The following is a 19,601-nucleotide window of genomic DNA, read 5'->3' as shown; positions in this document are numbered from 1 at the left end:
TGCTGCTGCCCCCCTCTTTTTCTTGTGCACTGGGAGAACTCTGTGACTGTGGCCCCCACGAACCCTGACAGGCACGCCGTGGCGATCGTGGGCCTCTCGTGCCGGTTGCCGGGCGGCATCGATGGACCGCAGGACCTGTGGGAGGCGCTGCAGGGGGGACGTGACCTGGTGGGTGAGGTCCCGCCGGACCGGTTCGACCCCAAGCGGTTCGTCGACACCGAGCGGCGCAGGAGCAACAAGAGCTACACGGCGGCGGGCGGATTCCTCCAGGACGTGACCGGTTTTGACAACGGCTACTTCCAGCGGGTCTCACCGCGCGAGGCGGCGCGCATGGATCCGCAGCACCGACTGCTGCTGGAGTTGGCGGTCGAGGCCCTGGACGACGCCGGCATCGACCAGGCCTCCACCGCCGGCTCTGACACGGCGGTGTTCGTCGGCATGTCGAGCCACGACTACGCCGACTTGCAGTCCACCGGCGGTGATGCGCCTAACGCGTACTCGATGGCTGGGCTGGCGGCGACAAACGCCGCCAATCGCATCTCCCACCTGCTTGACTGGCACGGGCCGAGCATGGCGGTGGATACCGCCTGCTCCTCAGCCCTGACCGCCCTGCACCAGGCGTACGAGACGCTGCGCGCGGGCCGAGCGCGTATGGCTCTGGCGGGTGGAGTGAGCGTCCTCCTCAGTCCGTTCGGTTTCACCGGCTTCTCGGCCGCCTCCATGCTGTCGCCGACCGGTCGCTGCCGCGTCTTCTCGGCCGAAGCCGACGGCTACGTGCGTGCGGAGGGAGGCGGCGTCGTGGCCCTCAAACTCCTGTCCGATGCGCTCGCCGACGGTGACCGCATTCACGGGGTGATCCTGGCGAGCGGCGTCAACAGTGACGGCAGCACCACGGGGCTGGCACTCCCCAGCGCCCAGGCGCAAGCAGCATTGCTGGAGCAGGTCTACACCCAGGCCGGCGTGAGCGCCGATGACCTGTCCTATCTGGAGGCCCACGGTACGGGAACACCGGTGGGCGACCCGATCGAGTGCGACGCCATCGGCCGGGCCCTGGGCACCTGCCGCACGATCGGGCCACTGCCGATCGGATCGGTCAAGAGCAACACCGGTCACCTGGAAGCCGCTTCCGGCATGGCCGGACTGGTGAAAGCCCTGCTCGTCCTGCGTCACCGCCGCATCCCGCCGACCCTGCACGCGCAGCCGCTCAGCCCTCACATCGACTTCGAGGGCTGGCAGCTCGATCCGTGCACCGAAACCAGGTCCCTGGCCGGGCAGCGGCCCGTGGTCGGCGTCAACTCCTTCGGTTTCGGGGGCTCCAACGCGCACGTCGTCCTGGCCGCCGCGCCCGCAGTTCCCCTCAACGAACCGAGCGAGCCCCCTAAGGGTGCGCTGCCGGTAGTGGTCTCGGCCCGCACCCCCGAGGCGCTGGAGGCCGCGGCCGCACGCATGGCCCAGCGGCTGCAGGAGGAGACCTCCGAGGGGTTCTACGACGTCGCATGGACGGCCGCACGTCGTCGTACCCTGCACCCCCACCGGGCCGTAGTCCTGGCTCCCTGCGCCCGGCAGGCCGCCGAAGCACTGGAGGCCGTCGGCCAGGGGGCACTGCCCCTGCCCGCCGCCACCGCCACAGGACAGGCGGTGACAGACGGCCGCGTGGTGTTCGCCTTCAGCGGCAACGGCTCCCAGTGGGCCGGCATGGGAGCGGACCTGCTGCGCGAGGAACCCGTGTTCAGGGCAGCGCTCGACCGGGCCGATGACGCCCTCCGGCCCCACCTGGGCTGGTCGGTGCGTGAGGAGATGGCCGCGGCCGACCCCGCGCGCATCGAGGCCACCGAGATCGCCCAGCCGCTGCTGTTCGCCTTCCAGATCGCTCTGGTGGAACTGTTCAAGGCCCGCGGTGTGCGTCCGGCCGCGGTTCTGGGCCACAGTGTCGGCGAGATCGCTGCCGCCCACATCGCCGGCGCTCTCGACCTGCCTGCCGCCGCCCGGGTGGTAGCTGAACGCAGCCGTGCTCAGGCAGCCACGCGCGGCCGAGGCCGCATGGCCGCAGTCGGCCTGTCCGTGGAGGAGGCGACCAAGGAACTCGCCCCTTACGCAGGCGCTCTGGAGATCGCCGCCGTCAACGGCGACCAGGACGTCACCATCTGCGGTCCCGAAGAACACCTCCAAGCCCTGGGCGCCGACCTGGAGCTGCGCGCGGTCTTCTTCCGCATGCTGGAGCTGGACTACGCCTTCCACAGCCAAGCCATGGACCCCGTACGGAACGGCCTGCTCGCGTCCCTGGAGGGGCTGCGCCCTGCCGCCACCGCCGTTCCGTTCGTCTCGACGGTCACCGGCACCGCCTGCCCGGGCGAGGAGCTCGGAGCCCACTACTGGTGGCGCAACGTCCGCGAGCCCGTGCTGTTCGGACCGGCCCTGCATACGCTACTCAATGACGGTTACGACACTTTCGTCGATATCGGTCCTCACCCCGTCCTGCGGCCGTACCTGCGCAAGGCGGTCAAGGGATCGGAACAGCCTGTGCTGGTCACGGCTACCTGTGCCCGGGCCGTGCCCGGGCCGTGCCCGGGCCCGCCGCTGTCGACACCGCAGCGGCCCAGGTGCTGGCCGCCGGCGCTCACATCCATTGGGACGTCTTCTTCCCGCAGCCCGGACGCACGACCGACTTGCCTGCCTATCCCTGGCAGCGCGAGCGGCAATGGCACGGTGACCCCCAGTGGTGGCTGCGCGTCGCCGGTGAGACCACCCCCGTCCAGCACCCCTTGCTGGGGGCACGCGTCCCCGTACAGCAGCCCTGCTGGTCCAACCTGGTAGAGCCCACCCGGTTGCCGTGGCTGGCCGACCACCAGGTCGCAGGCTCCGCCGTCATGCCCGCCGCCGCCTATCTGGAGATGGCCCTCGCCGCAGGCGGGCTCGTCCACGATGCCCCCGTCGAGGTCAACCATCTCCTCATCACCCGTGCCCTCGATCTGCCCTGGGACGACGAGGCCGCCGACGTGCGCGTACAGGTCTCGCTCAGCGACGGCGACCAGGCCCTGACGATCGCCGCACGTACCGGCGACGACCTGCCCTGGCAGCCGTACGCCCGGGCCCGCGTGCGACGGCTGCTGGCCGCCGCGCCGCCCTCCGTCGACCTCGCCGCCCTGCGCTCGCGCCTGCACACCCCCATGGACGTCACCGAGCACTACGCCCGTGCCCGGCGCGCCGGCCTCGTGTACGGCCCCGCCTTCCAGGTCCTCACCGACCTGCAGCTGCACGAGGGCGAAGCCCTCGCCTCCTACACCCTGGACGAGCCCGCCGACGGCTACCACGTCCACCCAGCGCTCCTGGACGGCGCACTCCAGGCAGGCGGATGCCTGACCGGCGTCAACGGCGAGTACCTGCCGTTCCTGCCGGTCGCCGTCGAAGCCCTGCGCCTGTGGCGCACTCCGCCGCAGAGCGGAATGATCCACGTACGCCTGCGGGAGAACAACCCCCAGGAAACGTGCTGGGACATCACCCTGTGCGACGCCGACGGCCATGTCTGCCTCCAGCTCACCGGCTGCCGGCTGCGCCGCATGGGCAACACCCCCACCGAACCCGTGCAGCACCTCGTCAACGTGCTGCGCGCGGCTCCAGGGACCGCCGACCCGGCACTGTCCGGCCTCCTGCCCTCGCCCAGCGCCTTGGCGCAAGCGTGTCTGCCCTACCGCGATCGTCTGGAGGAGACCTGGCGCGAGGAGGGGCACGAAGCCGGGCTGCAGCGTCTACGCGAGTGCTGCTCGCGCCTGATCGCCGACGCGTTCGCCCAGCTACTGCCGGAAGGGCAGAGCGAGTTCGACACCGGTGATCTGGTGGCAGGCGGCATGCAGCCCCGCCACACCCGTCTGGCCGAGCTTCTCGCCCATGCCACCCGCGGTCTGCTGCACCCGACCCAGCCGCCTGGAGAAGGTCGCCCTGCCCGTTGGCGCCTTCCCGACACCGACGGCCCTCCGGCGCTGGAGCTGTTCCAGCAACTGGTCCGCGACTTCCCCCGGCATGCGGTCGAGACGTCCCTGTTCGGCCGGTGCTGCCTGCACCTGGCCGACGTCCTGCGCGGCAAGCGCGATCCGCTGACACTGCTCTTCGACGAACCCGACCGGCATCTGATCGAGTACTTCTACAGCGACGCAGTCCAGCCCCGCTTCCACAATCAGCTGCTGCTCGCCCTGGTACGCGAACAGGTCCGCACCTGGCCCGAGGACCGGCCGCTGCGCATCCTGGAGGTCGGTGCCGGTACCGGCAGCAGCACAGCCCTGCTCCTGCCTCACCTGCCGCCCGAGCGCACCGCCTACACCTTCACCGACCTGTCCGCCGGCTTCTTCCCCTCCGCCAAGGCGCGCTTCGCCGACTTCGACTTCGTCGACTACCGCTGCCTGGACCTGAACCAGGACCCGGCCGAGCAGGGCTTCACCGCGGGCTCCTTCGACGTGGTGATCGCCACCAACGTCCTGCACGCCACCCGAGACCTGCGCGCGACGCTCGCCCGCATCACCCACCTCCTTGCCGACGGCGGACAACTCCTCGCCCACGAGACCCACGAACCCGGCCTGCTGGCCCCCTGTTTCGGCACCCTCGAGGGCTTCTGGGACTTCACCGACGCCCCGTTGCGCCAGGACTCCCCTCTGCTGCCGGGGCAGGCATGGGCACCCCTTCTGCGCGAGTGCGGCTTCGACGAGGTCGCCCAACTCGGACATGACCAAGCCTTGCCGGAACTCGAGTACTCCGTGCTCTGCGCCCGCCGCGCACCCCGCTCCCCCGCCCTCCCCATCCCCCTCGCGCCGCCCGCCGCCCCGGACGCGCGCTGGCTGCTGGCCGGGGAGAACCCCGACGGCGACCTGCTGCGTGACCTCGTCGACGTTCTTCTCGAGGCGGGCGCCGACGTCCGCGTCACCGGACTGGACCAGACCCCTCGGCACTGGGAACAGGTCGCAGGGGAACAGCAGCCCCCGCACACGGTCCTGGTCTTCGACGCCCATCCCGGCGACAGCCCCGCCGACATGTGCGACCAAGCCGTCGCCCGACTCGGTGTGCTGCGAGACCTCGCCGAAACCGGCTCACACCTGCCGGCCGGGGCCGCAGCCAACCTATGGATCGTCACCCGGCCCAGCGGCATCCACCCCGCCCCCGAACGGCCAGGCGCTCCTCAGGACGCAGCACTGTGGGGCGCTACCCGCTCCCTGGCGAACGAGATCCCCCAACTGACCATCCGGCGCATCTCCCTGGACTCCGGGGCCCGGCCCGCCGACGACGCGCGGCGCCTGGCGGCCGAACTGCTCCAACCCACCGACGAGGACGAGGTCGTCCTGACCCGCAGCGGCCGCTTCGTCCCGCGCACCGTCCCCCGGCCCGCCTCCACCACCGCACCCGAGGCCCCCAGCTCAACGCCCTTCACACTGCGCCTGCACGACGCCGGCCTGCGTCCCCGGCTCACCTGGACCCCGGACCGGCCGCAGCAGCCCGCAGCCGACGAGATCACCATCGCCGTCGCAGCGGCCGCACTCAATTACCGCGACGTCATGCTCGCCGTTGGCCTCCTGCCCCCGGGCGCGGAGACCCCGCTGCCAGATGGGCCGGCCCTGGGCCTTGAATGCGCCGGCACGGTCACCGCAGTCGGCACCAATGTCACCCACCTGGCACCAGGCGACCGCGTCTACGCGCTCGCGCCCCGTAGCCTCAGCTCCCACGTGACCGTCAACGCCCGCCTCGTGGGAACCATCCCCGACGGCATGACGTTCACCGAAGCCGCCACCCTGCCGGTGGTCTACTTCACCGTCCACCACGCTCTCGAGCGCCTCGCGCGTCTCCAGGCCGGCGAGACCGTCCTTGTCCACGGTGCCGCCGGCGGCATCGGCCTCGCCGCCCTCCAGCTCGCCCGGGCCCGCGGCGCCCACGTCATCGCCACCGCCGGCACCCCTGCCAAACGCGACCTGCTGCGCATGCTCGGCGTCCGCCACGTCCTGGACTCCCGCAACCTGGACTTCGCCGAGCACGTCCGCGACCTCACCGGCGGGCAGGGCGTCGACGTCGTCCTCAACTCCCTGGCGGGAGAGGCCATCAGCCGCACCCTGGAACTCCTGCGCCCGGGCGGACGCTTCCTGGAACTCGGCAAGCGCGACATCTACACCTCCACCCCCCTGGCGCTGCGGCCCTTCAGCAACAACATCGCCTTCTTCGGCGTGGACGCCTACCAGCTCATCTCCGGCCGCCTGCCCCAGGCCGGGACCTGCTTCGACGAAACAGCCCAGCTCATCGCGGACGGAACCTACCGCCCCTTGCTGCACCTGGCCTACCCGGCCACCCGGATCAGCGAGGCACTGCGCGTCCTGCAACGCTCCCGCCACCTCGGCAAGGTCGTCATCACCTTCGAGGAGCCACCTCCCCTGGAGCGCATCGACCCGCCCCTGCAGCTCTCCCCGCACGCCACCTACCTGGTCACCGGCGGACTCAGCGGCCTCGGAGCAGCCCTCGCCCACCGTCTCGTCGACCACGGCGCACGACACCTCGCCCTCCTGGGCCGCCGAGGCGCCGACACACCCGACGCCCCCCAGCTGATTCAGACGCTCGCCCAGCGCGGCGCCACTGCCACTGCCCACGCGGTCGACGTCACCCGCGAAGAGGACCTGCGCCGGACACTCGCCACCATCGACACCGACGCCCTCCCCCTGGGCGGGGTGATCCACGCCGCGATGGTCCTGGACGACGCACCGCTGGCCGAACTCACCGACGAACGTCTGCGCACCGCTCTGGAGCCCAAGCTGCTCGGCGCGGCCACCCTGGACGCGCTCACCCGCGAGGGCGACCTCCAGTTGTTCGCGACCTGTTCGTCGGTCACCGCCTGGTTCGGCAACGCCTACCAGGCCAACTACACCGCCGCCAACGCCTACCTCGAAGCACTCACCCGCACCCGCCGCGCCACCGGCCTGCCCGGCACGACCATGGCCTGGGGCGCCGTCGGCGACACCGGCTACGCCGCCCGCCACGGCATCACCGACATGCTCGCCCGCCTCGGCCTGGACAACCTCACCCCCGCCGAGGCCTGCACCGCCCTCACGGACGCCGTCGCCCAGAACACCGACGTCACCGCCGCCGCCAGGATCGACTGGGCCCGCATCCGCAGCATGATGCCGGCCGTGCAGACCCCCCGCCTCGCCGGTCTCATCCCCCTCCACACCCCCCAGGACGACGGACCCGACCAGCTACGCCACCGCCTCGCCACCGCCACCCCCGACGAAGCACTCGCCCTGGCAGCCGACGCCATCACCCAGGTTTTGGCCGAGATCCTGCAGATCGACCCCGCCCGCCTCGACCGCGATCGCCGCCTGGACCAGCTCGGCCTGGACTCCCTGATGGCTGTCGAAGCCGTCGTCGCCGCGCGCCGCCGCCTGGGCTGCGAACTGCCGACCCTGGAATTCCTCAACGCCCAAGGCATCACCGACCTCGCCCGCCGCGCCCTGATCCGCCTCGGCCACCAGACCCCCACCGTGCCGGCGCCGGCCGCGCCCAGTTCAACCGCGCCGGCTCTGACCGTGCCGCACCCCGCCGGGCCCGCACTGAGCGCTCACACCCCCTGACCCCACCCACCCATACATGAGAGGCCGCTTGTGATGTGCGAGCCACCACCGCACCCCGACCGCTCGCACATCCCGGGCTCCCTCGCCACGCTCGCCCGATGGGCCGCAGGCCACAACCGGCTCGTCCTGGCCGCCGCCGCGCTCTTCGTCGTCACTACGGGCCTGCTGTCCGCCGGAGTCTCCGCACACCTGAGCAGCGGCGGCTGGCTCGCCGAGAACACCACCGCGGCGCAAGTACGCGACCGGTTGGCGCAGTCCCCGCACGGGGGCATGCCGCCCCTCCTGCTCCTCGCCCGCACCACGGGGTCCGTCGACGAGCCGGCTGCGCGCACCGCCGGTACTCGCCTCGCGGAGGACCTGCGCCGGGTACCTGGCGTCACCGCCGTCGACTCGTACTGGACAGGCCCTCTCGACCCGACTGCCTCCACTCCGGCACTCCCGCCCCCGCCGGACCCACTGCTACGCGCCGCCGATGGCCGTACGGCCCTCATCGCCGTGTGGCTCGACACCTCCGCGCCCGCTCTACATGCCGCCACCGCGGACGTCCTCGCCCATGCCGACGGCCGGCACGGCCCTCTGGAGACCCGAGCGGCAGGAGAGGCAGCTGTCACTCGCGCCATCCAGATGTACAGCGAGCGGGACCTGGTGCGCATGGAACTCATGGCCCTGCCCCTCACCTTCGTCCTGTTGTTTCTGATGTTCGGCAGCATTCCAGCGGCTCTTCTGCCTCTGGCCGTCGGCACTGTCGCCATCACGGGCACCGCCGCCATCCTGCGCACCGTCGCCGCCGTCACCCCAATCTCCGCGTTCGCCCTCAGCCTCACCACGGCCGTTGGGCTTGCCCTGGCCGTGGACTACAGCCTGTTCCTCATCGCCCGCTACCGCGAGGAGACCGCCCTCGGCCGTCCGCACGCCCAAGCAGTGGTCCTCGCCACCCGCACCGCCGGACCCACCGTGATCGCCTCCGCCGGCGTCGTCGCCGTCTCACTGCTGGGACTCCTGCTATTCCCGGTACCTCTGATGCGCTCTCTGGCCACGGCGGGCATCAGCGTCATCGCTCTGGCCGCGGCGGCCTCCCTCCTGATCGTCCCAGCCGCCCTCGCCTGCTTCGGCGAACGCCTGGCCGGGCGGGACATCCTCGCCCGCCGACGCCAGGCCGCCCGGGCCGCCGCACGCTGGGACACCCTGGCGACCGCCGTCATGCGCCGCCCCCTGGTAGTCCTCACCCTGACCAGCGCCCTGCTGCTCCTGCTCGCCCTGCCTTTCCGCGATGTGACTTTCGGTTTCAGCGCCGAACGCGCCCTGCCCGCCGATTCCCCCGTCGCCCGGACCATGAGCGATTTGCATACCGACTTCCCCCACCTCGGGACCGAGATCGATGTCGTCCTGCCCGACTGGCATCCCAACAACCCCTACAACGCCGACCGCCTCGATGCCTACGCCCGCAGTCTCTCCCGCCTCCCCGGCGTCCAAGGACTACGCACCGCGACCGGCACCTACCTCAACGGCAAGCCCGCCAGCCCCCTGTGCGAACCCACCGAAGAACCACCTGCGCATCACCCCTGCGCGGGACTACGACGATTCACCCTGCCCAGCGGCACCTGGCTGGCGATCAACTCCACACCTTGGCCCTACAGCACTGCCGCTGTCGACCTGCTGCACACCGTCCGCACTCAACCGGCCCCCGTGCCAGCCCTCACCGGTGGGGCCACCGCTGACTTCCTGGACACCCGCACCTCGGCGTTTCACCACCTACCTGGTGCCCTTGTGGTCGTGACTGTCGCGACCCTGGGCCTGCTGCTCGCCTTCACCCGTAGCCTGTTCCTGCCGCTCAAGGCCCTGCTGATCAACATCCTCAGCCTCACGGCGACCTTCGGCGCGATGGTCTACGTCTTCCAGCAAGGCCATCTACGCCAATGGGTCGGCGACTTCGCCATGACCGGTAACACCGACCTCTCACTGCCGTTCATCGCGTTCTTCCTCGCCTTCGGCCTGTCGATGGACTACGAGATCCTGCTGCTGGCCCGCATCACCGAGGCGCACGGCCGTACCCGCGACACCGTCCGTGCGACCGCCGAAGGCCTGCAAGCCGCCGCGCCGTTGTTCACCGCCTCGGCCGCCGTGGTCCTCGTTGTTCTCTTGGCGCTCGCAGTGACGGACGTCGCCATCTTGAAGAGCATCGCTGTCACCGTCGCGCTGTCCGTCCTCCTGGACGCTGCGGTGATCCGCCCCCTGCTCGTACCGGCCGTCATGAAGCTGGCGGGTAACGCCAACTGGTGGCTACCAGACCCCTTGCGCCGCCATCTTCCCCTCCGGCCGGGCCCTGAGCCCCCCGACACCACGCCGTACGCAACCGCCATTCCTCGGCCCGCAGACGATGTTCCCCTCTCCACCTGACAAGACGTGGACCAACCGTCCCGGACATTCCGACAAATCCAGCCGTCCCGAAAGAACCCTATGAGCCGCTACGACCTCGCCGGACGCACCGTCGTCATCACCGGCTCCACCGGCGGACTCGGCTCCGCCGTCGCCGACGCACTGCAGCGTCGAGGCGCGCACCTCGCCCTCCTCGGCCGCGATGAGAGCGCCCTCGCCGCTCAAGCCGACATGCTCGGCGGGCCCCGCACCGCATGGGCGGCCCACGCGGACGTGACCGACCTCCTCAGCCTCCGGTCGGCGATCGACCGAGCCGCCGACCACTTCGGTCGCATCGACATCGTCGTCGCCAACGCGGGGGTGAACGTAGTCGCGCCGACGGCCACCCTCGATCCCGACGCCTTCGAGCGCGTCGTCGACGTCAACCTGACCGGAGTATGGCGGACCTTCAAGGCCGCCCTCCCGCACATCGAACGTCAACGCGGCTACTTGCTGGCCATCTCCTCGATGGCGGCCTTCGTACACTCCCCGCTCCAAGGCCCTTACACCGCCAGCAAGGCCGGCGTCTGGGCAATGTGCAACAGCATCCGCCTGGAGGTGAGGCATCTCGGCGTCGACGTCGGCACATTGCACCCGACCTTCCTCAAGACGCCGATGATGGACGCGATCCACGCGGATCCAGCAGGTCGGCGCCTGTGGAGCGGAAACGAACGAGGGCTTTGGCGGATGTGCACCGTCGACAAGGCCGTGCGCAGCATCGTGTCGGGCATCGAACGCCGGGCGCAGACGATCACCGCGCACCGCGCCCACGCGATCGTCGCGGCAGCCCCCGGCTTCTTCCGGCCGTTCGTCGACCGCGTCGGGTTCACGACCAGGACCATCACCGAGGCCAGCGCTGCCTCCTCACCCAGCGGCGGCCCTCCGCCCACATCCTCAACCGTGAGTTGTGAACCTGAGGAACAAGAAGGCAAGGCCGTCCGGCTGTCTGAAGGCGAACCCGCGCGTAGGGCTCCGTAGAGCCTCAAGCGACGCGCGGGTTGCAGCGCGAACAGGTACAGGAAATCGCGAACTCGTTTTGCTTCCTCCCGTACGGCGCAGAAGGTCCGGCGCCAGGAGCAGGGCTGCTGGCACGCCCAGGAGCAGCTCGTCGCGCTCGGCGGCCGCGGCCCGGCGTCGATCCGGCTGTCTGGCTGCGCGAGGCCCTGGTCGCGGTAGACGCCCGCAACATCCGTAGCCGCGGCCCCCACCGCTGGCTGCATCTGCTCGGGCGGACCCGCCACGAGCGCGAGGAGATCCGCCTGGGTCTGCCCGCTCAACAGACCCACCCCAAGCAGCCCGGTCCCGAGCCCGCCCCCTCCTGAACCCGCTGTGCCGAAGCTCCTCCCCCGCGCCGGCACACCGCACGCCCATCTCTCTCCCCCACCACCACAGAGCCTTGGAGCCGTCATGCCCACGCGCTTCGCCCACCGCCATTCCCACGCACCGGACCTGGCTTCGTACGACCTGCTCCCCCCGCAGCTGTCCGGCGGGAAGGACTCCGCGGTCATGAACTGCGGTTCATAAGCCGCACGCAATGCCGGCGTCGCCGACCGGGTGATCTCCTACCACTCAAGTCTCGGAGTGTTGGAGTGGCCAGCCGTGGTCTTCGACGGCGTCCGCTACCCGGGAGTCCGAACTCGCCGCGCTGCAGAGCGCAGCGTTCGGGATCCCAGCCGACCGACACGTCGAGGGCACCCGCACGCTTCCCGCCCCTGACGGCACGCGGGTGCCACACAGCCTGCTCACCGAGAGAGCCGCTTACGGCCGCTTCCCCCGCATGGGCAGCCCCTACTGCCGCAAGGCCGCCAAGGAGAGCGTCGTCTCCGCCGCCTGGGGACACCGGTGGTCACCCGGCTGAATCTCGAGCTCGGCCGCCCGGTGCGGATCTTGAAGGTCATGGACCTGCGCAGCGACGAAGGGCCCGACCGCAAGAAGCGGCCCGCCTTCCCCAACGTCCAGACCAACAGTGCTTGCCTCGTCGACGAATGGCTGCCCGTCACGGACTGGTCCACCGCCGACGTCAAGGCATGGCACCTCACCGCGCCCGTGCCCTACTGCTGGACATACGACTCCATGCCCGGCGCCGGCGACTGGGCAGGCACATCCCGCTGCTCCTGCTCCCTGTGTGTCTACGCATCACGCCGCGACACGCTGCTCTCCACCGGACGACGGCCGCGGCTGGCAGACCTGTACGCCGAGGTCGAGCAGGTTCGAGGCGACAGTTTCCGCGCCGACTGGCGCATCACCGACCTCATCCGGGACGCGAGGACCTGCGGGGCGGCCGACCCGGGTGTCGTATGTGCCGACGCCGGATCCGAGTTCGCCGAACTCCAGGCGCAGGTCCGCGCGGCACTGAAACTCGAGCCCCACAAGGAACCCGACCTGGCCCGCAAACGCGGGCGGGCCCTGTGCGGTGACTGCGCCGCCCCACCCTAGAGGGCCCTTCCTCCGAGGTGCCGGCTCGGCGCCTCACCCGCCGCTACTGGTAGCAAGCCACCCACGAGCAGGTTCGCGCGGAGGCGGCCGTGCCTGTGGTGCGTCTCGAAAGGATCTTTAATGACCGCCGGTACACCGACCGCTCGGATCTCTCCGGCAGACACCGGGCCCGCCGAACCTCTGAAGCACCAGGCGTTGGCCGCTCTCGCTCAGCATCGCATCGCCACGACCGAACAGCTGCGCCTCATGCTTCGCCCGGGCAGCTCACGTCAGGTGGTCTTCCGTGTGCTGGCCAAACTGCGCGCCGCGGGCTTCGTCGACTTCACGGCCTTGCCGAACGCGAGCCGTGACCGCACCCGCGTCTGGTACCTCACACCGGAAGGATCCCGCCTCACCCGGGACCTGCCCGTTCTGCGAGGGCGCCCGCCCTACCCCATCACCTCAGCCACGGCGGCGTCCTTGAAGACGCACCACACACTCGCCACCGTGCGTGCCCACCTGACGTTTGCCGCCGACGCCCGAAGGCTCGGCCACGAACACGGCCCCTGGGACTGGACCCCCGAAGTATCTCACTCGATCGGCGAGGGCGACCGACTCGTGGCCGACGCCGTCATGCACTACACCGTCGTCGACGGCGAGCACCGGCGGAAGCTGCGCGCGTTCGTGGAAGTCGATCGCACCACCATGAGCAGCGAGCGCCTCGCCGTGAAGCTGATCGAGTACGCCCGGCTGTTCCAGTACGAGGCCCAGCCCGTCGGCCGCCGCAGGCCAGCCTCCACGGGGCCGGCCTGGCTGCGCTGGTATCCGGTCTTCCCCCGCGTCCTCTTCGTCCTCACCGGCGCCTCCCGGGCCAGACTGGGAGACAGGACCAGAGACCTCCAGGCGATGGTCGCCCAGCACCCGCTCGTAGCGGCCCTCTCCCGCGAGGTTCAGCTGGGAGCCGCCATCCTGGAAGACCTCGAGCACCACGGTCCCAGTGGGCCAGTGTGGGTGCCGCTGGCTGGGGGCGAGCCTCGCCCATGGACCGCTCTGTGACGACCCCCCGCGCCATGGCAACCAGCCGCCTGAATTCAAAGTCTGGACCCCACCCCCTAGAGCTCGTAACACGATCATGCGCCCCAGTTCCAGTAGTCGTGTCGTGGTGGAGCGTGGGAGCGTGGCCCTGGATCGTGGGCGATGGCCTGTGTGGGGAAGGGGGGCTGGATGAGCGTGGTGTGGGCGGCGACGTCGCCGGAATCGGGACTGTTCCATCCGGTTGAGAGGCGTTCAGAGGTGAAGGATCTGTCAGACCGCTTCAACGAGTTGCGTTCCCGTGGTCAGGGATACGTCGAGCTTCGGTCGCCGGACAGGGAGTTCCCGGTGCTGATCCTGGCCTTCCGAGATGATCACGCGGTTGTCCATCTGGTGAGTGACACCGAGCGGATGTCTCTGCTCGTAGGAGACGGCACCGTACCCTCGGGTGCCGAGGTCGAAGTCCCGATCATGGACGACCTCGCCGCGTTCACGGGCGGCTTTGTCCTGGACATCGATCGGGCGTGGGACCTGGTGCACGACTTCACCCAGACGCGGGCGGCCGGCCCTCTGGGCGAGTGGTGTGAGTTGTAGCCAAAAGCTCGTGACACGATCATGATCGGCGCTTCTTCAGCCGCCTCCAGCAGATGAGGCCACAGGCCAATGAGACGAAGCCGTCGTGGAGTTCGGTTCGGCGTTCCCAGCGGACGGCGAGGCGCTTGAACTGGTGGAGCAGGGCGAACGTCTGCTCCACGACGTAGCGGAGCTTGCCCAGGCCCTTGATGTTCGGGGCGCCTTTGCGGGAGATGACCGGCAGGATCCGGCGGCGTCGCAGCTCATGGCGCACGGCCTTCGAGTCGTAGGCCTTGTCGCCGAGGAGCGAGTCGGGGCGTCTGCGCGGACGGCCGGGCCTCCCGGCGACGGGCGGGATGCCGTCGACGAGGGCGAGGGTCTGGGTGACGTCGTTGACGTTGGCCGCGGTGGTGATGACCTTGAGCGGGGTGCCGCGTCCGTCGCAGATCAGGTGGTGTTTGCTGCCCGTCTTCCGCCGGTTGACCGGCGACGGACCGGTGTCGGCTCCCCCTTTTTGGCGCGGATGTGGGAGCCGTCGACGCAGGCTCTGGACCAGTCGAGTTCGCCGGCCGCGTGCAGTTCGGCGAGCAGAATGCGGTGCAGTTGGTCGAAGACTCCGTCCTTCTGCCAGCGTTCGAGGCGCCGCCAGCAGGTCTGTCCGGAGCCGAACCCCAGCTCCAGCGGTAGGAGTTGCCAGGCTATGTCGTTGTGGAGCACGTACAGGATGCCCTGCAGGCACAGCCGGTCCGGCACCGGCCGCGGCCCCGGCGACTTCTGCGGCCAGGGCGGCAGGAGCGGCTCGATCAGCGCCCACAGGTCGTCGTCCACGGTCCACGGCCGAGTGCTCACAGCATCTCGAACGGCGGAATCGTCACACCGGTCACGGTCGACCAGGACTGTTCAACAAGATCGTGTTACGAGCTCCTAGCGCGGCTGCCAGATGGTTGAAAGGGAACGATGGTGCTCGTTGTGGCGAACCGCGAAGCATCATGGAGGGATGCGGATTCTCGAGGTGCTTCAGGGGGGTCGTTGGGCTTGGCCGACCAGTCCTTCTCCCACTGTTCCCCCTGCCGGACCGCCGTCGTTTCATTGCCCGCAATGCAAGCGGACGGCACCCGACGGGCATACGGTCTGCGCCTCGTGCGGCTTCCGCTTGGTCGAGGAGGACAGGTGAAGCCTGTCTGAAAGCTAGCTTGGTGATTCGGCGGTGGCAGATGAGGACTGTGGCGATGCCGACGAAGCGACGGTGCCGTCGTCGGCACCCGGCGAGCCAGAACACCGTCCGCTCGACAACCCAGCCGTAACGGCCCAGCCGCTGTGAGGCCTCGACGCGCGCTCGGCAATCAAATGGCTCGGCCATGTCGATGAGCGACGACACCTGTGTGGCTCTCGTTGGAGTGGCCGGTTCGGGGCGGGTGTTGATCTGGGTCCTCTAGGGTGCCTGGCCGTGACAGCTTCCTTAAACGGGTCGTCGTTGTGGCGCGACCGGCAGTTCGTCTTGCTCGCCTCCGCGCGGGTGGTCTCGGTGTTGGGCAACGGCTTCGCGCGGGTGGCACTGGCGTTCGCTGTGCTCGCGCTGCCCGGGGCGAGTGCGGGTCGGCTGTCTCTGGTGGTGGCCTGTCAGGCGTTGCCGCAGCTGGTGTTCATTCTGGTGGGCGGGGTGATCGCGGATCGTATGTCGCGGCCGAGGCTGATGGTGTCGGCCGACGTGCTGGGGGCAGCCGCTTATACGGGACTGGCCGCGATGGTGCTGACCGGACACGCGCCGCTGGTGGCGATGTGCATGCTGGCCGTGGCGGCCGGAACGGCGACGGCGCTGTTCGCACCGGCGATGGACGGCCTCGTGCCGTCGGTCGTGCCCGCGGCCCGGCTCCAGCAGGCCAACGCACTGCTGCGAGTGGGCACCAACAGTTCACTGCTGCTCGGCCTGGCGCTGTCCGGGGTGACGGTGGCGCTGGTGGGCGCCGGCTGGGCGCTCGCGCTCAACGCGGCATCGTTCGTCCTCAGCGCGGCGCTGACGGCCCGGCTGCGGGTGGAGGTGCGGCCGCGCGGCCGGTCGTCGGGGTGGGCCGATCTGCGAAAGGGGTGGCAGGAGTTCGCCTCCCGGCAATGGCTGTGGGTCGTGGTCGCGCAGTACTCGGTGGTGGTCGCGGCCCTCAACGCCAACGTCGGAGTGCTCGGCCCGCTGACCGCCGAGCAGCACTTCGGCGGAGCGCGGGCCTGGTCGGTCATCGTCTGCGCGCAGGCGGTGGGCACCATCGCGGGTGCGGGACTCGCCACCCGGGTGCGGGTGAACCGCCCCCTTCTCGTCGCGGTGCTCTGTACGTTTCCAGCCGCTGTACCGATCGCCCTGCTCTGCGCCGAAGCCCCGCTATGGCTGATCGCCACGGCCATGTTCGGAGCCGGTATCGCGTCAGATGTCTTCGGCGTGCTGTGGGCGACCACGATCCAGCGGGAGATCCCGCAGGAGGTCCTGTCACGCGTCAGTTCCTACGACTGGTTCGGCTCCCTGGCCCTCGCCCCGCTCGGCCTGCTCGCCGCCGGACCCGTCGCTGCTTCCGTGGGCACCGACAAGGCGCTGGCCGGCTGCGCGGCCTTGGTTGTCCTGGCCACGACGGCAGCCCTGCTCTCACCACGGGTACGTACACTGCGCGCTGCTGCCGAAACGCCTGACGGAACAGCATCCTCACCGCAGGCCGCGGAAGATCAAGTCGGCGAAGAGAGTTCGGACTCAGACGCGGGACCAGCGGCGAGGTGAAGCGCCGGGCTCAGTGACCATGGATGGTCGCTGTCGTGACGATGCTGAACAGGTCAGCCCGCGGCGAAACCTCGAGCTTGGGGAGACCGGCCGCCTTCGACACCCGTGTGTGCGTGCCCTGCACGCGGCCGACGTGGCCTCGCTGGCTTCGTAGGTGACGGTGGACGCCACTTGTAGGTCAGTTCTGACTCCACCCGGTGCCTGGGGGCCCGATTTTGTAGGTGAGAAATGGGTTCTGGCACAGATCTTGGGGAGCGGTTGCGGAGGGTGATCGAGGCCGCAGTCAGGTTGTTTGGAGCCGGAAGTGCAGCAAGTCGGTGCCGTCAGCAGGAGCTGGTTTGCCGTCCGCATCGGTGACCGCGGTCACGGTCAGGCCGGCGGTCGTGGCCAGCTTCTCGAACTGCTCCGGGGTGTACCAATGCATAATCCACGGGCGCTCTTCGATGGTGCTGTCTGAGCCGCGGTGCCGTTCGTAGCGTAGAAGCGTCGTCTGTGTCCGCGCTGTCTCGTCGCGTTGCTCGGCGACGACGGATACCCGGAGTTCGACGCCGTCGGGTGTGGCGGCTGTGCGCACTCGGCCGATCTGTTCCGCGGGGGTCGGTGCGGGGGTGAACAGGGGCACCAGGGCGGTGCCGCCTTCAGCCAGTTGAGCGCGGATGCCGCGCAGGGCGGCGAGGGCTGTGGCGTCGTCGGGGAGCAGGGTGAAGGTCGGCCCGGCGAGGAAGATCGCCCGGTAGCGGCGGGGCAGGTTCAAGGCCTCCATGCGTTGGTGGAACACGGTGGCACGGATGTCTTGTTCGTCTGCCCGGCGTCGGAGCCGCTCCAGCATGTCGGCGGAGGAGTCGACGCCGTCGACGTCCAGGCCGCGTCGGCGCAGTTCGAGCAGGGGATCACCGTCTCCGCACCCCAGCTCCAGTGCCGGCATGCCGGTTTGCTGAATGAAGGCTGCGCAGGGTTCGGGGTCCTGGGAGAAGGACTTCAGCGGTCCGTAGATCTCCGCGACGATGCCGGTGTAGAAGTCAGCTGGGTCCACGCCGGTCACCCTACGCAGCCCCTTCCGTACGTTCACTCGAATATCGAGGGTGGGTCACTGCAGCAGGATCATCTTGCGGAGCAGGTGGAATCCCGCTCGTCCGTAGAGCTGCCTTTTGATCTTTTTGATGCGGTTCACGGCACCTTCGGTGCCGCCGGAGCTCCAGTGCAGGGTGAGTCCGGCCGTCACGGCGTCGAGGTCCCGGAGCAGGTGGAGTGCGAAGTTGGTGAGGCCCGGCAGCTGACTGCCGTCAACGGCGTCGGTCCAGGCAGGGAGCGTGGCACCGCGGCGATGGGCCATCATCTCGCCGAAGTCGCGGACGTGCCCTGCGGCGGCGTCCAACTCGGGGCAGCGGGCCAGGACGCCCTTGAGCGCAGCGCGGTCTTCCTCACTCAGGGCTGCGGGATGGCGGGTGAGCCAGCCGGTCACCTTGCGCACCGTCGGCGGTGGAGGCGGCGCCTGCGGCGGGGTGGCACGCAGGGTAGCGATGTAGGCGCGGACCATCTGATAGGTGACGGGGGCGTTTTCGGCGAGGAGCTCGCGGTGCAGGAGGGTGACGTTCGAGCGGCCCGCGGCGAACCGCCTGTCCAGGTAGGGCTTGTAGGGGTCCAGTCTGCTGGGCCGGGGGCGGCTTTCGCGGATGGTGTCCTGCCAGTGCGCGGCGCGCGCGTAGCGCAGCACGGTGTTGAGGCCCCAGCCCAGGTGCCGGGCGATCGCCCGGCGCGAGTGACCCTGCGCGAGCAGCTCGTGGACCAGGGCATGCGCAGCCTTCTTGCGCTGAGCCCGTCTGCCGACCGGCTCTCGGTCGGCAGGCTCCGAGCCGTCCGGCGGAGTGTCGGTGCTCGCCAGCTTGAGCGGCGCCGGTGCTCGTAAGCACTCCCGGTGAGCGGCGACGCAGGTCTCCACGGCCCGGCCGATGCCCTGCCACAGGTGGAACCGGTCGGCGACCTGGAGGGCATCGGGGGCGCCGAGCCGGGCGCCCTCGGCGTAGGCGCCCGCCCGGTCCCGGCAGATGATCTCCACGCCGGGGTGGGCAGTCAGCCATGCGGCCAGCGGTCCTGATTCGCGTGTCGGTAGCACATCGACCACGCGATGGGTTTCTCCGCAGGTCAAGACGGTGGAGTAGGTCTGCCCTCGGCGGATCGCGAAGCCGTCCACACCCAGCACCCGCGGCGTGCTGAACTGCGGATCCGGCAGCGCCATGACCCTGCGCAACAAGGTCATCCGCCCTGCACCGAGACCCAGTTGGGCGGCCAGCCGGGCGCCGGCCCGTCCAGCCAGCGCGAGCCCGATGCGCTCCAGGGTGTGGTTGAGCCGAGTCGTGAACCGCGCGTACGGGGCCAACTGGGTGAACGGCTCGGCGAACGTGCGGCGCGGGCAGTCCCCCGCTCCGCAGATGAAACGCCGGACCGTCAGCCGGATCACGACGCTCTGCCCACCGAGCGGGAGATCCTTCAATCTGCGCTGGTAGAAGTCGTGCACCCGGCCCGAGAAACGACTGCAGTCGGGACACACTGCACCGGCCGCCCGGCCTCTCGCCACCACATCGACCGTGCCGAAGGCAGCGGTCACCGCCTCGACGTCCACGTCGTCGATCCCGTCGAACACGAGAGAGTCCCAAAACGATGCATCGGCCAGCATGACCAGCACCGTCACCGACCACAGCCGACCACGGCGGATACGAGAAGAGACCTGACGGAGCATCACTCTCGCCTGCCAGACGATAAGGCGTACGCGGTCTCACGCGAATCCAACCCCTCGCAATCGAACACTGGGGTGACGC

The 19,601-nt window shown here is 69.9% G+C and carries 12 protein-coding genes and 1 pseudogene; 9 read left to right on the top strand and 4 right to left on the bottom strand.

Annotated elements, in window-relative coordinates; all coding sequences use genetic code 11:
- The first annotated feature begins 42 nt into the window (after window positions 1–42).
- From OG736_RS46440 to OG736_RS46405, 8 genes are all read left to right on the top strand, one after another.
- Complete coding sequence (locus OG736_RS46440) at window positions 43–2,814, top strand: type I polyketide synthase (protein WP_327188205.1); 2,772 nt, start codon at window positions 43–45, stop codon at window positions 2,812–2,814.
- Window positions 2,763–7,592 (top strand): SDR family NAD(P)-dependent oxidoreductase, encoded by a 4,830-nt coding sequence (locus OG736_RS46435; RefSeq protein ID WP_327188330.1) that lies wholly within the window; start codon window positions 2,763–2,765, stop codon window positions 7,590–7,592. Before OG736_RS46440 ends, OG736_RS46435 begins: the two co-directional genes overlap by 52 nt.
- A gap of 33 nt (window positions 7,593–7,625) precedes the next feature.
- Complete coding sequence (locus OG736_RS46430) at window positions 7,626–9,989, top strand: MMPL family transporter (RefSeq protein WP_327188204.1); 2,364 nt, start codon at window positions 7,626–7,628, stop codon at window positions 9,987–9,989.
- A gap of 60 nt (window positions 9,990–10,049) precedes the next feature.
- Window positions 10,050–10,985: an SDR family NAD(P)-dependent oxidoreductase gene (locus OG736_RS46425; protein ID WP_327188203.1), complete on the top strand. Its 936-nt coding sequence runs from the start codon at window positions 10,050–10,052 to the stop codon at window positions 10,983–10,985.
- 748 nt (window positions 10,986–11,733) lie between these two features.
- Window positions 11,734–11,865 carry a hypothetical protein gene (locus OG736_RS46420; protein ID WP_327188202.1) on the top strand — a complete coding sequence of 44 codons (132 nt, stop codon included), beginning with the start codon at window positions 11,734–11,736 and terminating at the stop codon, window positions 11,863–11,865.
- Between the two features lie 38 nt (window positions 11,866–11,903).
- Window positions 11,904–12,443 carry a hypothetical protein gene (locus tag OG736_RS46415; RefSeq protein WP_327188201.1) on the top strand — a complete coding sequence of 180 codons (540 nt, stop codon included), beginning with the start codon at window positions 11,904–11,906 and terminating at the stop codon, window positions 12,441–12,443.
- Between the two features lie 120 nt (window positions 12,444–12,563).
- The gene (locus OG736_RS46410; protein ID WP_327188200.1) at window positions 12,564–13,478 is read left to right on the top strand and encodes a replication-relaxation family protein; all 915 of its coding nucleotides are present in this window, start codon (window positions 12,564–12,566) and stop codon (window positions 13,476–13,478) included.
- A 168-nt stretch (window positions 13,479–13,646) separates the two neighbouring features.
- Window positions 13,647–14,048 (top strand): hypothetical protein, encoded by a 402-nt coding sequence (locus OG736_RS46405; RefSeq protein ID WP_327188013.1) that lies wholly within the window; start codon window positions 13,647–13,649, stop codon window positions 14,046–14,048.
- A 19-nt stretch (window positions 14,049–14,067) separates the two neighbouring features.
- On the opposite strand, the gene OG736_RS46400 is transcribed toward OG736_RS46405, so the two are convergent.
- Together OG736_RS46400 and OG736_RS47480 are read right to left on the bottom strand one after the other, a co-directional pair.
- A protein-coding gene (locus OG736_RS46400) for an IS5 family transposase (RefSeq protein WP_327188199.1) occupies window positions 14,068–14,876 on the bottom strand; the annotation gives its coding sequence in 2 pieces (ribosomal slippage) (window positions 14,068–14,556 and window positions 14,559–14,876; 807 coding nt in all).
- A 343-nt stretch (window positions 14,877–15,219) separates the two neighbouring features.
- Window positions 15,220–15,366: pseudogene (locus tag OG736_RS47480) on the bottom strand (IS5/IS1182 family transposase); the annotation flags it as partial.
- A gap of 108 nt (window positions 15,367–15,474) precedes the next feature.
- Between OG736_RS47480 and OG736_RS46390 the strand changes: the two are divergent.
- The gene (locus OG736_RS46390; protein ID WP_327188198.1) at window positions 15,475–16,785 is read left to right on the top strand and encodes an MFS transporter; all 1,311 of its coding nucleotides are present in this window, start codon (window positions 15,475–15,477) and stop codon (window positions 16,783–16,785) included.
- Window positions 16,786–17,068: 283 nt separating this feature from the next.
- On the opposite strand, the gene OG736_RS46385 is transcribed toward OG736_RS46390, so the two are convergent.
- A complete protein-coding gene (locus OG736_RS46385) occupies window positions 17,069–17,818 on the bottom strand; it encodes a class I SAM-dependent methyltransferase (protein WP_327188197.1) in 750 nt (249 codons plus the stop codon).
- Between the two features lie 54 nt (window positions 17,819–17,872).
- Window positions 17,873–19,426, bottom strand: coding sequence for an ISL3 family transposase (locus tag OG736_RS46380; RefSeq protein WP_327188196.1), 1,554 nt, complete (start codon window positions 19,424–19,426; stop codon window positions 17,873–17,875).
- Between the last annotated feature and the right edge of the window lie 175 nt (window positions 19,427–19,601).

It is taken from the genome of Streptomyces sp. NBC_01334 (assembly GCF_035983595.1).
GTDB lineage: Bacteria > Actinomycetota > Actinomycetes > Streptomycetales > Streptomycetaceae > Streptomyces > Streptomyces coriariae.
This window is presented reverse-complemented; position numbering and strand designations above follow the sequence as displayed.